We start from the raw sequence: 13766 nt of genomic DNA on the forward strand, positions 1-13766 counted from the left end.
CATGATATGCCTATATTCGGTGTACGATTCCACGCGCTCGGGCAGACAGAGTATTATTCGGCTCCGGACGATTGCAAGCCCGGCGATCTGGTGCTGATCGAAGTGGAGCAGGGGGCGGCCCTCGGAGAGATCGTCTCCGGGCCTGTCAGGTCGCTGCCCGGCTCCGGCGAGGCCGATGTGCCCGGCATCCTCCGCATGGCCGATGCCGACGACAGGGAAACGGGGCGCCGGAATGACGCTCTTGCCCATGAAGCCATGCGCTTTTGCCGGGAACGCATCCGCGAGCGACGACTGGACATGAAGCTCGTGGATGTGGAAGTTTTTTTTGACCGCAGCAAGCTCATTTTCTATTTCACCGCGCCGGTACGCATCGATTTCCGCGAACTGGTCAAGGATCTGGTGCGCGAATACCGTGCGCGCATTGAACTGCGGCAGATCGGCGTGCGCCATGAGACGCAGATGCTGGGCGCCGTGGGCAACTGCGGCATGGTCTGCTGCTGCCGCCGCTATCTGCGGAAATTTGCTCCCGTGACCATCCGCATGGCTAAGGAACAGAACCTGTTCCTCAACCCCGCCAAGATTTCCGGCATCTGCGGACGGCTGCTCTGCTGCCTTTCCTACGAGCAGGAGAATTACGAGCGGTTCCACCGCAATTCCCCGCGCCCCGGCAAGAAGTACATGACGTCCAGAGGCGCCATGAAAGTATTGCGCGCCAACATGTTCCGCAATTCCCTTTCCGTACTCACGGAAGGAAATGAAGAACTTGAACTGTCACTTGAAGAATGGCAGGGGCTGGAGCCGCACCGCCCGGATGCGCCGCAGGCGCCCGCGGCCGAATCACGGCGCGGCGGGGAACGCACCCGCCGCGAGTCCACGGACCACGCGCCGGAGATAGCTCCTTCCCCCGATGGGGACGCCCCTGAAGAGGACGCCGTGAACGCTCTTCACGGTGAAGGGGAGCCGGGCGCGGGCGTTTCCGGCGCGGACCGGGTCCCCCACCGGCGCGGGCGAAAGCACCGCGCGCACTCCGCAGAGGGCGCGCGCCAAGGCGCCCGTCCGCATGCCTCCCAGGGAGAGGCAGCCCCCCACGCCGGAAAAGACGGCCGCACCGCCGGGCACTCCACAGAACAGGCCGGTAAAGAACGACGGAGCCTTGAGTGAAGACATTCTATATCACCACGCCCATTTATTATGTCAATGCCGATCCCCATCTCGGGCATGCCTATACCACCATCGTCGCGGACGCGCTGTCCCGTTTTCACCGTTGCCTGGGTGAGGATACGCTGTTTCTTACCGGCACGGATGAACACGGCGACAAGATCGTCCAGGCGGCGGAAAAGCGGGGCGTGACGCCGCGCCAGTTCGTGGATGAGATCAGCGGTCGTTTTCGCGCGCTTTGGCCCCGGCTTGAGATCGCCAATGACCGCTTTGTCCGCACCACGGATGAGGCACACAAGCGCACTGTCCAGAAATTCCTCCAAAAAGTGTATGATGCGGGCGATATTTATTTCGGCGAGTTCGGCGGTCATTACTGCTACGGCTGTGAACGCTTTTATACGGAAAAGGAGCTGGAAAACGGACTCTGCCCCCAGCACCTGACCAGGCCGGAATTCATCAGCGAAAAAAACTACTTTTTCCGCATGTCCAGGTATCTGCCGTGGCTGCGGGAATATATCGGGTCCAATCCTGACTTCATCCGGCCGGAGCGCTACCGTTCCGAAGTGCTCGCCATGCTCGAATCCGGCGCCCTGGAAGACCTGTGCATTTCCCGGCCCAAGTCGCGCCTCACCTGGGGCATTGAGCTGCCCTTCGACAGCAACTACGTCTGCTACGTCTGGTTTGACGCGCTCATCAACTATATCAGCGCCCTGGGCTGGCCCGACGGCCCGGACTTTGCCCGCTACTGGCCCGGGGAGCATCTGGTCGCCAAAGATATCCTCAAGCCCCATGCCGTTTTCTGGCCCACCATGCTCAAGGCGGCCGGGCTTCCCCTGTACCGGCACCTCAATGTGCATGGCTACTGGCTCTCGCGGGACACCAAGATGTCGAAATCACTCGGCAATGTGGTGGACCCCCTCGCCACGGGCGAACGCTACGGGCTGGATGCCTTCCGGTATTTCCTTCTGCGCGAGATGCACTTCGGGGCGGACGCCAGCTTCAGCGAAGAGGCCCTTGTGGGCCGCATTAACGCGGATCTTGCCAATGACCTCGGCAACCTTTTCAGCCGGGTCCTTTCCATGACGGCCAAATACTGCGGGAGCCGCATCCCCGAAGGCGCGGTACAGACAGATGAGGACAGGCGCATCGCGGAACTCTGCGCCTTGTCCATGGAAAATTACCTGCAACTTTTCCGCAACGTGCGGTTTGCCCAGGCCCTGGAAGCGCTCTGGGAACTGGTGCGCGCCCTGAACAAATATGTGGACAGCCAGGCGCCGTGGACACTGTACAAGGAAGGGCGCCAGGAACGGCTCGCGGCCGTACTCCATATCCTGCTTGCCTGCATGCGCAAGATCGCGCTTTGTCTCTGGCCGGTCATGCCGAAAGCCTCGCGCGCCATGCTCGGGCAGCTTGGCGAAGAAGTGCCCGAGGGCGCCACGCCCACGTGTGATCTGGCGGCCGAGGCGACCAGCCTGGACGGCCTGCGGACGGGCGCGCACGCGGCCCCGGCCTCCAATCTGTTCCCGCGAATAGACACTGCCGCCGCGCCTGCGGCGCAGGAGGGCAAGAAAGACACGGCTTCACCGGCGCCCAGGGGAATGCGGCCAAAGGAGCAAAAAACGGTCACCGACGCCCCGGGCCAGAAAATGCCGGAAATCAGCTTTGACACGTTCAAGAGCCTTGACCTGCGCGTGGGAACGGTGCGCGTGGCCGAGCGCCATCCTCAGGCGGACCGTTTGCTGCGGCTGCTCATTGACTTTGGCGAAGGCGAACCGCGCCAGATCCTTTCAGGCATCGCGGAGCACTATGCGCCGGAAACGCTCGTCGGGCGTCAGGTGTGCGCGGTGCTCAATCTGCCGCCGCGCAAGATCCGCGGACTCATGTCCTGCGGGATGATACTGACGGCGGGGGAGGGCGAGTGCTGCCGCCTGCTCATGCCGGATGAGACCGTTGCCGCGGGAAGTCCCATCGCCTGACGTCTGCCTGTCGTTGCCACGGCGTAGCGGGACCCTTCGTGAAAAACCACGTTTTTTCGCGAACGATCCTGCAAGGAGCCTGTGAAGGGCTTTCGCGCTGGCCCGGATCGCGGGATAGTGGCGCACGGGGCGCTATTCCGCGCCGTTTTCAAGGGGAGGCGTCGCCTTCGCCGTCCGTGAGGGATCGCGGAACAGTCGCTCCAGCGCGACAGCTTCCGCCGGCGTCAGGTTGAACCGCATGCCCGCCTCGTCCAGCAGGGCCTCAAGGTCTTTTTCCGGGCAGCGTTCGCGTTCTCCGTCCAGATGGATCAGGGCGCGGCGCACGAGTTCACTGTGATGGATAATGGTCGGCATGGCATCACCTTTTTGCAAACCATAGGCGCGCGGCACGCAACTGGCAAGGCCGCGCGCAAGCTTCGCTCCTCTGGGCGCCCGGGTCATATATGGACGATTTGCTGACATCGCTCATTCTGAGCATTGTGGAAGGTCTGACCGAGTTTCTTCCCGTTTCCTCCTCCGGCCACCTCATCCTGGCAGGCGACCTGCTCCATTTCACGGGAGAAAAGGCGGCCACCTTCGAGGTGGTCATCCAGCTTGGCGCCATCATGGCTGTCGTTGTCCTGTACTGGAAACGCTTCTGGGGGCTTGTCCGGCCGCAACCCTATGTGCGCTTTGCGGGCGCGCGCGGGTTGTGGCTGCTGTTCCTCACGTCGCTTCCCGCCTGTGTGGCCGGGCTGCTGCTGCATTCCTACATCAAGCAGTATCTTTTCCGGCCTGCCACCGTGCTTGCGGCTCTGGTGGTCGGCGCCATCTGCATGATCCTTGTGGAACGGCGCCGGCGCAAGCCCACCTGCGTGAGCCTGGACGAGCTGACGCCTTCCCTGGCGCTTGGCATCGGCTGTTTCCAGTGTCTGGCCCTGTGGCCGGGCTTTTCGCGTTCGGCGGCCACCATCATGGGCGGCATGCTCCTGGGCGCCCGGCGCGCCCTGGCTGCGGAGTATTCCTTCATCGCCGCTGTCCCCATCATGATGGCGGCCACCGGCTATGATCTGCTCAAGAACTTCTCCCTGTTCACGGCGGCGGATGTGCCCTTTTTCGCCGTGGGCATGATCGGCGCCTTTGTTTCCGCGCTGCTGGCGGTCAAGGCCTTCGTGGCCCTGGTGGGCAAGATGACCCTTGTGCCCTTTGCCGTGTACCGGCTGGCGCTGGCGCCATTCGTCTATTATTTTATGGTCCGCTGAACAGGGGAAAAAATGGCGCTCCGGAACATGCAAAAATCGCTTGCCAAGCAGGGGCAAGTCGCGTAGAAGGTGCGTTGCGCGTCCATCGCCGTGTGGCAAGGTAGCTCAGTTGGTCAGAGCATGCGGTTCATACCCGCAGTGTCGGGGGTTCAAATCCCTCCCTTGCTACCAATATATTGTCAGAGAAGTCCAAGGATGTTCAAAACTCCTTGGACTTCTTCATTTTCTCGCCATCTGCATTGCCTATGTTGTCATTTGTATCATTGGCATCATCAGTAAAAGGGGTAACAAGTTGGGTAACAGAAACCGACAGCACGGAGCCGTTACCCCATGTCCCTCACAGACACGGCAATCAAGACTTTGAAGCCCAAGGCATCCCGATACAAGGTCTTTGATGGAGGAGGCCTCTACTTGGAGGTCCTCCCTACGGGTTCAAAGGTCTGGCGCATAAAATATAGGGAGAACGGCAAAGATCGACGCCACACTGTCGGGCATTACTCACCAGCATATGGACATGATCGGGCATTAGATGCCCTTCTAAAATTTCCACCCCCCTTATACTTACAGAGAACTTTAAGAATATCTCTAATACTTTCACGTAGTTGTGCAAAAATTATTTTCCTTCGATATTTAGGCGTAAATACGATATGATATTTGCACAACCATCGCGTATGAGCTAAACTTTGAGTTTTGGCTCCCATATTAAGCACCTTTCCTTGAGATTACGATAGGCTTGAACACCTCTATCGTAATGGAAGGGTGCTTTTTGGGGTATAACCGCTGTCGCGCACCCGCATAGCGGGTGGTTCCTTGTCTCAGTCGCTTTCGCTCCTTCGACTGGCTTCAAGCCTTAACAGAGGCGGGGGCGTTGCACCGCCCCCACCGACGACCCTAGAAGAGGGTCGCCACGGCCCCACGGACAGAGGGGACTGTCCGCAGAGTATCCGCCTGTTCGTCCACCTTGGGAGGTGGGACGGCGCGAAAATAGCGCAGGGAGGATTCCGGGGCAGGCGAGAGGAACATCCCGTATGGGCAAGAGCGCGGAACGCTGCCCTTATTGCGGCAGCCATGTGCCTGTGCTCAAAACCGATACCGTTCCGGCGCTGCCGGACGAAAACTACAAGGGGAACAAAATCGGCGCCATGCGCTATCAGCGTCTCCTTTGCCCGGTCTGCGGCAAAAGAGGGGACAGGATGGTGCTGCTCGGCATAACGCGGTGGGAAGGCATGGAACCTGAGTAATAATGAAAAAGCCGGGCGTTTACAGCGTCCGGCCTGATGTTCATTTGCAGCCTTGGAGGTGGTGAAAAAATTCTTCGCGGGTAATACCGGCAGTGCGGATCAACCCTGAAATGATTGTTGCGGAAATGGTTTCATACACGGGAATGATCACCGGCCTGAGAACGCCATCTTTTTCATAAACTCTGTGACTCGATGCCTGGCGGGCAAAAACAAAGCCACAGGCCATGAAAACGCATTCAAGAACTTTCCAGTGCAACGGTGTTATACGTGGCATGGGGAAACCTGTTGAGGCTGCCTGGGGATATATTCCTTGACATATTCTTGTACAGCCTTGATTTTCACGGGTTCATAGCCCGCCTCGTGTAAAACCTGTTCAAGAACCCCCCGGCGCAGGCACGACTCCACAAAAAGCAGTAGGGCTTCGGCAAGATTTTTCTGAGCCTCGGCAAAGCTGTTGCCTTGTGTCATGACACCAAGGCTTTCACATTGGGCAAGCCAGAGATTGCCCTCTGGCGTAAAATTTACTTCGACCGGCATCATGTTGCCTTGCGTGTCCATGGCGCTCACCTCAGGGCAGAAATAGCAATGAATGGCGCTTGGGGCAAGGTTCTTTTCAAAGGCCGGGCACCTCCCGACATCCGGCCTTGTTTCTACCCCAGCGGCTCCTCCAGAAGCCAGCGCGCCGCGTCCCTGAATAGGGCAGCCGGAAGCCTGATATATTTCAGGCCGTACCGTTCGCGGAACAGGGCGAACAGGCGATGCTCCGCCGTGCGCCGTTGGCGCTGGCCCGTGCCAGCCCTGGCCGCCTCCACGTCAATGAGCGCCAGCAGGGCGCGCCTCTGCCGTTTGGAAATGACGGGCTGCATGTCCATGACAGCCCTACCTGTGCTCGTACAGATTGCCGAGCCTGTGCTGGGCAATTCGCCGTATGAGAGAAGGGGGGGCTTCGTTTTCGGCCCTGAAAATCTTTTTCTTTGCCGGGCGGTCGAGGAAACGCCGGAATACCTCCGGCTTATCATCCCGGAGACCGTCATACGCACCCACGATGATGCCGCCCACGGCGAAATCTACCGCCTGGAGGTCACTTATTGCGTTTAGTTCGGCCATAAAAAATGCTTCGTATTCTCTTGACTAGTTCCGCAGAAAAGAATAAAAATTGCGTAACTAATAAGAGGGGGGGGAATATGCCAAACAGTCTTGATAGACTTGTCGACCGCCAATACAATATTGCTCAGGGGGTTGCCAAACCTCTCCCATTGCCACGCTACGATACCTATTCCATCTGTAATTTACGAGGTGGAATTGGAAAGACGTCACTGGCATTTAATCTTACCTACCTTGCAAATTCAGTTTTATCAGTTGACACTTGCCCTCAGTGTAATTTGACATGGTTTTTTGATAATAATTATTTGCAAAATTCATCCGTAACTGTATACGATATGCTATTGCCTAATTTTGTGCCAGGTTTAGGTTCCCCATCTCACATAGCAAAAAGTGTTTCTGCAACTAATATGAAGTTTAATAATAGGAATGCCTACTACCTTCCGTCAGATGCAAGATTATATATACTTCCTTCTCAAGTTGCTACATCGATAGTACAGGCCCAGACTGTTTCCGGGCAGCAACAAATTCAGATTATTGATAATATTTTATTTGCGTTAAAAAATAATATCAAACGCGAGATGCAAGAGACACAGACGACTAGATGCATAATTGACACCTCTCCATTTTTTTCAGGTGCGACACACTTGTCATGGCACGCAAGCGATGCGCTTATCATCCCTGTGCGAACCGATCAGCAATCAGTAAATGCCTTATCGTTACTTCTTAAAACACTTTCTGATCCAGCCAGTGAGTTTAGAAAGATAATGCCATCTAATGGTCATACTCCAAAAATTCAGATGATTGTTTTGACACATTGCGGATGGTCAACTGTTCCTGGGGCTAGAAACAGACCAAATCAACAGACAAAAATTTATATTGAAAAAGTTCTTGATATAATCCGCCAAAATATTACACAATTTACAACGAGCGATCCCACAAATCATCTTTTGCTGCTCGATGATTTTTTGGGTACCGGAAGGATTTCTTCCGCCAAAGCAACACCTATTCCTCTGCTTCATCCTGGCGAAAGCATGACGATAGATCGCGTCCGAGCAGAGGTAAACCAATCTGTAGAGAAAATTCAAAACCAGTTGAAATACATTCATGACAGCATTTGGTAATACTGTTTCCTTGTTTGGGAGAAAAATAATGTCCTGAAGCGACATCACAGTACTCCAATCTGAAAATTATTCGGGATTATTGATGATTCTTCGCCGGTGTCAGGCCTGTCTGCTTCGGATTCTTCTTCCTTGGGGGCAATCGACGGTACTTCCCCAGCGCAGGCAGCGGCGCGCAAACATAAACCGTCCCTGCCCCGGCCACACGGCCAATGGCTTTGGCGCTCAAAACATAGACCGTTCGCGTTTCCGGCTCCTCGGTATCCGGCGTAGCGTATTCGCGCCATTGGATGAGTGAAAAGTCATTCACGGCATGGAGAGGAGGATATTCATCGGCTCGTTCACGCCCAAAAAGCTGTTTGCAACCTCACCTGCCATTACTTCAAAGCCAAGGTCTTCTTCCGGCACGATCATGGCTCGGCCAAGAATCGGCTCTCCGAATTTCTGCGCCTGCTCTGCGGCGTCAATGCTCCCTACTGACCCCTCCCCCAAAAACTGATCCATTGAAAAGGTAGTGTTCTTGGCATAGGAGCACAGCTATGAAACGGAGTCGATTCAGCGAAGAGCAAATCATCGGGATCTTGCGGCAGTCCTCGCGACTCTTCCAGCAGCAAGCGTTGATGCCGTGCTGACCGATCCGCCGTATTCCAGCGGCGGCGTCACTCTGGGCGCCCGGCAGGCGGACCCGACGCAAAAGTACCAGCAGTCGGGCACCAGGCGGCGCTACCCGCCCATGCTCGGCGATGCCAAGGATCAGCGCAGCTGGACACTGTGGTGCATCCTCTGGCTTGCCCCGTCGGTTGATATTGACGCGGATGGCGGCCATCGCGCCTTGACGAAAGCCCACAAAAAACCGCCTGACGTTACCAAGCCCGGCGGTTTTTGTGGTGCCAATTCGTGCCAAGTTATTTGCAAAACAGTGCCAATTTTCTCGCTTCCTTATTATTTATTATTTGTGCCTGCGCGCAGGCGTTCGGCATTTTGGAGCGCACAGCCTCCGACACTTCATGGCTACCGGCTTCCACGACCCTTACAAGGCGCAAAAAGTTCTGGGCCATCAAAACCTGAAGACGACCGAAATCTACCTTCACGATCTTGGCGTGGACAGAGAAGCAGCATCCATTTTTGAGAACATCACCAACCGAATCACCAATGGAGAAATTGCCGCTCCGAACCGGGTCATTCAGGACGGCGAAAATACCCCCGAAAGTGGCCCTGGTATAAATTCCACCAATGAAATCACCAATCGTACAAATTCCACCAATGAAAAAAGGGATTACTTTTTACAGTAACCCCTTGAAATCTTTTGGCGGAGAGGGGGAGATTCGAACTCCCGGTGGTGTTACCCACACACGATTTCCAATCGTGCTCCTTAGACCAGCTCGGACACCTCTCCACTATCTGTTCCCGGCGTTGGGAACGAAGAAATCTACACCAGTTTGTTTTCGAGTGCAAGCATTGTGTGCCGTCCGGAAACGGACCGCATGGGTGGTCCGTTTGTGCCGGATACCGGGCGGGCCGGGACGCTCCTGTTTACCACAAGTGTTCGCGTTTGCGGCCTTTCGGCGGCGTATCGCCTTCTTCCCGCCATTTCAGGTGCGCCACATAGGGCGTGCAGGGGCAACGATGGGCAAAGGGGGTACCCTTGGTCCCTTTTCTGATCAGCCATGCCAGGCCGATCACAAGCACGATGGCAAGAATGCTCCAGAACATGGCGGCTCCGCGCACGGTCAGGTCCTGTGGGACGTTCCCACGAAGGATTCGTCCCGGTCCTTTATTCCTTGTCGTCGTTCTTGTCGGTCATGGGGCGTTCCGGGGGGGTGCGTCTGCCCTTGCGGGCGCTTGCTCCCTGTTGAAATGCCCAGAGTCCGAAGATGGCAAGAACGGCAATGCCGATGGCATTGAGCGTCATGTAGTCCATGGCGCCCCTCCCCCTGAGTGACCGGCCTAGGCCGCGCCGATCTGGTTGAAGCCGCTGTCCACATAGATGGTTGCGCCGGTGACACCCCGCGAAAGTTCGGAGGCCAGATAAACCGCCGTTCCGCCCACATCCATGGTGCTGACATTGCGGCGCAGGGGCGAGTGGGCCTCCACATGGGTGAAAATATCCTTGAGGCTGGACACGGCGGACGCGGCCAGCGTTTTGATGGGACCCGCGCTGATGGCGTTGACGCGCACGCCCTTGGGGCCGAGATCGTAGGCGAGATAGCGCACCGAAGCTTCCAGGGCGGCCTTGGCTACGCCCATGACGTTGTAGCCGGGAATGATCCGGGTGGAACCGAGATAGGTCATGGAAATGACGGAGGCGTTTTCGGAAAAGAGCGGCTCGAAGGCCCGGCAAAGCCCGGTGAGGGAATAGGCGGAAATATCCAGAGCCAGCTTGAAACCCTCCCGCGAAGTGTCGATAAAGCGCCCGACGAGATCTTCCCGGTTGGCAAAGGCCAGCGAATGCACGAGGATGTCGAGACCTCCCCAGTGCTCCTTGACGAGAGCCGCGGCATTGGCGATCTGCGCGTCGTCGGTCACGTCGCACTGAAAGGTGAATTCCCCGCCGAGTTCGGCACTCAGCGGCTCCACGCGCTTCTTGATGGCGTCGCCCACATAGTTGAAGGCAAGGCGCGCACCGTGGGCCTTGAGGCTGGAGGCGATGCCCCAGGCAATGCTCCTGTTGTTCGCAAGGCCCATGACCAAGGCTCTCTTTCCTTCAAGCAGCATGATTCCTCCTTTGGCGCTTTGGCTGGCGGCTCCGTGGGAGCGCCGCGGTCACTTCGTCAGAATGTCGTAGGCTTCCTGATAACGTTTGGCCGTGGTTTCAATGACGTCCTGCGGCAGGGTCGGCGGCGGAGGCTCCTTGTTCCAGGGCTGGGCGCTCAGCCAGTTGCGCAGATATTGCTTGTCGAAGCTGGGCTGTACCTTGCCGGGGGTGTACGAGGCGGCCGGCCAGAAACGGGAAGAATCCGGCGTGAGCACTTCGTCGATGAGATGGAGCTTTCCGTTGATGAAGCCGAATTCAAACTTGGTATCCGCCACGATGATGCCGCGCTCCGCGGCATGGGCGCGTCCGGCATCATAAAGGGCAAGGGCGGTGAGGCGCGCGGCGTTGGCAGTGTCCTCACCGAGCAGGGCCGCGGCCTCGGCCATGGTGATGTTCTCGTCATGCTGGCCGAGGGCCGCCTTGGTGGAAGGGGTAAAAATGGCCGGGTCCAGCCTGTCGGCCTCACGCAGGCCGTCCGGGAGCCTGTGCCCGCAGATTATGCCCGTGGCCTGATAGTTTTTCAGGCCGGAACCCGTGATATACCCGCGCACGATACATTCCACCGGCAACGGTTCAGCCTTGCGCGCCAGGACGGCGCGGCCTTCGAGTTCTTCCTTCCAGGGGTCCAGCGCGGCGGGGAAGCGGGCCACATCGCTTTCCACGATATGGTTGGGGATGATGTTCTGGAATTTCCGCATCCAGAAGAGGGTGATCTGGTTGAGGATGACCCCCTTGTAGGGAATGGGTTCGGCCATGATCACGTCGAAGGCGGACATGCGGTCCGTGGTCACAATGAGCAGGGTATCGTCGTCGATCTCATAGATGTCACGCACCTTGCCGCGCGAACGCAGGCGATAGGCGGTGATGTCCGTCCTGGTGACAACTTTCATGGAAGCTCCTTGCTTGTCGTGCGGGCCGGCATGGATTCTCCGGCACGGACCCGACGGTTATTTCCCCGCAGCGGACCCGCGCTTGCGCCGGGCTTCCACGGAACGGGCATGGCCTTCCAGCCCTTCCAGCCGCGCGAGCGCGGTGATGGCCTCGGCATTTTTTTCGAGGAATGACGGCGAAGCCGCGATGATGCTCGTCTTTTTGCAAAATGTCTGCACGGAGAGCGCGGAGGAGAATCGCGCCGTCCGCAGTGTGGGCAGCACATGGTTGGGACCTGCGTAGTAGTCCCCCACGGGTTCCGGGCTATGCTGGCCGAGAAAGGCCGCGCCCGCGTGCCGGATATGCGGCATGACCGCCCACGGGTCGCGTGTGCAGATCTCAAGATGCTCGGGGGCCACATGGTTGGCGATCGCCACGGCCGTGGTCATGTCGGGCACAAGCGCGATGCAGCCCCAGTCCGCGAGCGAACGCTCCGCGATTCCGGCGCGGGGCAGGGCCGCGCACTGGCGTTCCAGTTCCTGCTGGAGACGCTCCGCAAGACGCGGGGCATCCGTCACGCAAATGGCGCTGGCAAGCGCGTCGTGTTCCGCCTGGGAAAGCATGTCCGCCGCCACCCAGGCCGCATTGGCGCTGTCATCGGCAAGGATGAGCACCTCGCTTGGTCCGGCGATCATGTCAATGCCGACCATCCCCTGAAGGAGGCGCTTGGCCGTGGTGACATAAATGTTCCCCGGCCCGGCGATGACGTCCGTGCGGGGCACGCTTTCCGTGCCAAGGGCAAGCGCGGCGATGCTCCAGGCACCGCCAACACGGTAAACTTCTTCAATATCGAGCAGGTGCGCGGCTGCCAGAAGGTGCGGATCGACGCTGCCGTCGGCCCGGGGCGGCGTGCAGATGGCGAGCCGCGGCACGCCGGCCACCTGGGCGGGAATGGCGTTCATGAGCAGGCTGGAAATAAGGGGAGTGTTGCCGCCCTGGCCGCCGGGCACATAGAGGCCCACAGCGTCCACCGGCAGGACCCGCTGGCCGAGGATGCTGCCGTCCGGGCGCGTCACGAACCAGGAGCGATCCAGCTGCGCCTCATGGAAAGCGCGGATATTGGCCGCGGCCCCGCAGATGTATTCCCTGTTTTCCACCGGGACGGAAGCGGCCGCCCGCGCGATTTCCTGGGGACTCACCCGAACGGGGAGGGCGAAATCCGGCGCGTCGAAATGCCGCGTGTAGTCCACGAGGGCCTCGTCGCCCCTGGCGCGCACGGTGGCGATGATCTCCCGCACGGCGGTCTCGACGTTTTCATCGGGTGTGGTGCGTCCCTCCAGCCAGCGGGAGGCGGCGGCCCAGTCCTTTTCGGTCTGAATGTGGAGCATGCGGCATGTCATGGACGGTCTCCTCGCATCGTGGAAGTGGTGTACAGGAATGCCGGGCGAATGTCGAGCAGCGCACGCTGAAAGAGGGGGCGCATCTTGACAGTGGCGTTTCTCGAACATACCTCATATCATTATGCGCCGATGGCCGCACGCCGACGCGGCCGGCCAGGGCGCCTTTTGACAGGAGGAACCATGAAGCGTCACATGATGCACCCATATAATACTGCCACCCATGCGGGCGCTGCCCGCGCCCATGAGGACGGAATGGGACCATCGCGTTCCGGGAGCTTTGCGGAAGCGCCCTTCGGCCCGGACGACGCCGCCCGCGACGATGCCCTGGCTGAACAGGCTGATGCCGTGCGCGACGCCGCGGACCTCGCTCCCGGAAGTGAAGGCCCCGCTCCGGAGGCGGCTCCCGTGGCGGATGACGAGGCCCTCGCGCGCTGCAAGGCGGAGATGGAAGAACTGCGCCTGCGTACCGCCGCTGAAATGGAAAACTTCAAGAAGCGCCTGACGCGCGAGCATCAGGAACAGATGCGTTTCGCGGCGGAAAAGGTGCTTGGCGACCTGTTGCCGAGCCTGGACAATCTGGATCTTGCGCTGCAATACGGCAGCAGGCACGAAGCCTGCAAGGACATGCTCCAGGGAGTCGCCATGACGCGCAAGCTCCTGCTGGATGCGCTGGCAAAGAACGGGTTGACGGCGCTCGGGGAGGTCGGTGACGAGTTCAACCCCGAAGTGCACGAGGCTGTCGGCTTTGAGGCTGACCCGGAACTTGCCCCCGGGTCGGTGACGCGTGTCATGCAGCGCGGCTACAAGCTCAATGACCGCCTGCTCCGCGCCGCCAAGGTGATGATCAACCAGTAGCGGCGACCGCCATTCGGCCGGACGGAACGGTGGACATTCCGGCCATGT

General features: G+C 58.8%; 18 protein-coding genes, 2 tRNA genes and 3 pseudogenes. 11 read left to right on the forward strand and 12 right to left on the reverse strand.

From position 1 onward, the window contains the following. Positions 1-6 precede the first annotated feature (6 nt). The gene (locus QZ294_RS01635) at positions 7-1161 is read left to right on the forward strand and encodes a regulatory iron-sulfur-containing complex subunit RicT (protein ID WP_297045750.1); all 1155 of its coding nucleotides are present in this window, start codon (positions 7-9) and stop codon (positions 1159-1161) included. Continuing rightward, positions 1158-3134: a methionine--tRNA ligase gene (gene metG / locus QZ294_RS01640; protein WP_297045753.1), complete on the forward strand. Its 1977-nt coding sequence runs from the start codon at positions 1158-1160 to the stop codon at positions 3132-3134. Before QZ294_RS01635 ends, metG begins: the two co-directional genes overlap by 4 nt. A gap of 132 nt (positions 3135-3266) precedes the next feature. On the opposite strand, the gene QZ294_RS01645 is transcribed toward metG, so the two are convergent. Then, positions 3267-3488, reverse strand: coding sequence for a hypothetical protein (locus QZ294_RS01645; protein WP_297045756.1), 222 nt, complete (start codon positions 3486-3488; stop codon positions 3267-3269). Positions 3489-3577: 89 nt separating this feature from the next. Here QZ294_RS01645 and QZ294_RS01650 point away from each other — a divergent pair, with 89 nt between their 5' ends. The 3 genes and pseudogenes from QZ294_RS01650 to QZ294_RS01660 form a co-directional block, all read left to right on the forward strand. Beyond that, complete coding sequence (locus QZ294_RS01650) at positions 3578-4375, forward strand: undecaprenyl-diphosphate phosphatase (RefSeq protein WP_297045760.1); 798 nt, start codon at positions 3578-3580, stop codon at positions 4373-4375. A 94-nt stretch (positions 4376-4469) separates the two neighbouring features. Then, a tRNA-Met gene (locus QZ294_RS01655) sits at positions 4470-4546 on the forward strand. A gap of 159 nt (positions 4547-4705) precedes the next feature. After that, positions 4706-4816 (forward strand): annotated as a pseudogene (locus QZ294_RS01660) (Arm DNA-binding domain-containing protein); the annotation flags it as partial. A gap of 55 nt (positions 4817-4871) precedes the next feature. On the opposite strand, the pseudogene tnpA reads toward QZ294_RS01660, so the two are convergent. Then, positions 4872-5076 (reverse strand): annotated as a pseudogene (tnpA, locus tag QZ294_RS01665) (IS200/IS605 family transposase); the annotation flags it as partial. A 327-nt stretch (positions 5077-5403) separates the two neighbouring features. Between tnpA and QZ294_RS01670 the strand changes: the two are divergent. Then, the gene (locus QZ294_RS01670) at positions 5404-5616 is read left to right on the forward strand and encodes a hypothetical protein (protein WP_297045765.1); all 213 of its coding nucleotides are present in this window, start codon (positions 5404-5406) and stop codon (positions 5614-5616) included. A 40-nt stretch (positions 5617-5656) separates the two neighbouring features. Here the strand turns inward: QZ294_RS01670 and QZ294_RS01675 are convergent, their stop codons facing one another. The 3 genes from QZ294_RS01675 to QZ294_RS01685 form a co-directional block, all read right to left on the reverse strand. Further along, entirely contained in the window at positions 5657-5890 is a 234-nt protein-coding gene (locus QZ294_RS01675; protein ID WP_297045768.1) for a hypothetical protein, read from the reverse strand. Next, positions 5878-6174: a type II toxin-antitoxin system HicB family antitoxin gene (locus QZ294_RS01680; RefSeq protein WP_297045772.1), complete on the reverse strand. Its 297-nt coding sequence runs from the start codon at positions 6172-6174 to the stop codon at positions 5878-5880. The genes QZ294_RS01675 and QZ294_RS01680 overlap by 13 nt, the downstream gene beginning before the upstream one ends. A gap of 92 nt (positions 6175-6266) precedes the next feature. Beyond that, on the reverse strand, positions 6267-6488 hold the full coding sequence (locus tag QZ294_RS01685) for a hypothetical protein (protein WP_297045774.1): 222 nt from the start codon (positions 6486-6488) through the stop codon (positions 6267-6269). Between QZ294_RS01685 and QZ294_RS01690 the strand changes: the two genes are divergently transcribed. Then, entirely contained in the window at positions 6481-6714 is a 234-nt protein-coding gene (locus QZ294_RS01690; RefSeq protein ID WP_297045777.1) for a hypothetical protein, read from the forward strand. The two genes, QZ294_RS01685 and QZ294_RS01690, sit on opposite strands and share 8 nt — an antisense overlap. 86 nt (positions 6715-6800) lie before the next feature. Beyond that, positions 6801-7841: a ParA family protein gene (locus tag QZ294_RS01695; RefSeq protein ID WP_297045780.1), complete on the forward strand. Its 1041-nt coding sequence runs from the start codon at positions 6801-6803 to the stop codon at positions 7839-7841. 303 nt (positions 7842-8144) lie between these two features. Here QZ294_RS01695 and QZ294_RS01700 read toward each other — a convergent pair whose 3' ends face one another. Next, positions 8145-8342 carry a hypothetical protein gene (locus tag QZ294_RS01700; RefSeq protein WP_297045783.1) on the reverse strand — a complete coding sequence of 66 codons (198 nt, stop codon included), beginning with the start codon at positions 8340-8342 and terminating at the stop codon, positions 8145-8147. 49 nt (positions 8343-8391) lie between these two features. Between QZ294_RS01700 and QZ294_RS01705 the strand changes: the two are divergent. Continuing rightward, positions 8392-8631 (forward strand): annotated as a pseudogene (locus tag QZ294_RS01705) (site-specific DNA-methyltransferase); the annotation flags it as partial. 214 nt (positions 8632-8845) lie between these two features. Then, positions 8846-9130, forward strand: a complete 285-nt coding sequence (locus QZ294_RS01710) for a hypothetical protein (RefSeq protein WP_297045785.1) — start codon at positions 8846-8848, stop codon at positions 9128-9130. Between the two features lie 15 nt (positions 9131-9145). Here QZ294_RS01710 and QZ294_RS01715 read toward each other — a convergent pair. From QZ294_RS01715 to hisD, 6 genes are all read right to left on the reverse strand, one after another. After that, positions 9146-9234: transfer RNA gene (locus tag QZ294_RS01715), tRNA-Ser, on the reverse strand. A 137-nt stretch (positions 9235-9371) separates the two neighbouring features. Further along, the gene (locus QZ294_RS01720; protein ID WP_297045788.1) at positions 9372-9551 is read right to left on the reverse strand and encodes a hypothetical protein; all 180 of its coding nucleotides are present in this window, start codon (positions 9549-9551) and stop codon (positions 9372-9374) included. A gap of 61 nt (positions 9552-9612) precedes the next feature. Continuing rightward, a complete protein-coding gene (locus QZ294_RS01725) occupies positions 9613-9759 on the reverse strand; it encodes a hypothetical protein (RefSeq protein WP_297045791.1) in 147 nt (48 codons plus the stop codon). 26 nt (positions 9760-9785) lie between these two features. Beyond that, entirely contained in the window at positions 9786-10553 is a 768-nt protein-coding gene (locus QZ294_RS01730; protein ID WP_297045793.1) for an enoyl-ACP reductase, read from the reverse strand. Between the two features lie 48 nt (positions 10554-10601). Next, the gene (locus tag QZ294_RS01735) at positions 10602-11483 is read right to left on the reverse strand and encodes a phosphoribosylaminoimidazolesuccinocarboxamide synthase (RefSeq protein WP_297045796.1); all 882 of its coding nucleotides are present in this window, start codon (positions 11481-11483) and stop codon (positions 10602-10604) included. Between the two features lie 57 nt (positions 11484-11540). Continuing rightward, a complete protein-coding gene (hisD, locus tag QZ294_RS01740) occupies positions 11541-12863 on the reverse strand; it encodes a histidinol dehydrogenase (protein ID WP_297045798.1) in 1323 nt (440 codons plus the stop codon). Between the two features lie 180 nt (positions 12864-13043). On the opposite strand from hisD, the gene grpE reads away from it, so the two are divergent. Continuing rightward, positions 13044-13718, forward strand: a complete 675-nt coding sequence (grpE, locus tag QZ294_RS01745; protein ID WP_297045801.1) for a nucleotide exchange factor GrpE — start codon at positions 13044-13046, stop codon at positions 13716-13718. The last annotated feature ends 48 nt before the right edge of the window (positions 13719-13766 follow it).

The organism is uncultured Desulfovibrio sp. (assembly GCF_910584445.1).
GTDB lineage: Bacteria > Desulfobacterota > Desulfovibrionia > Desulfovibrionales > Desulfovibrionaceae > Desulfovibrio.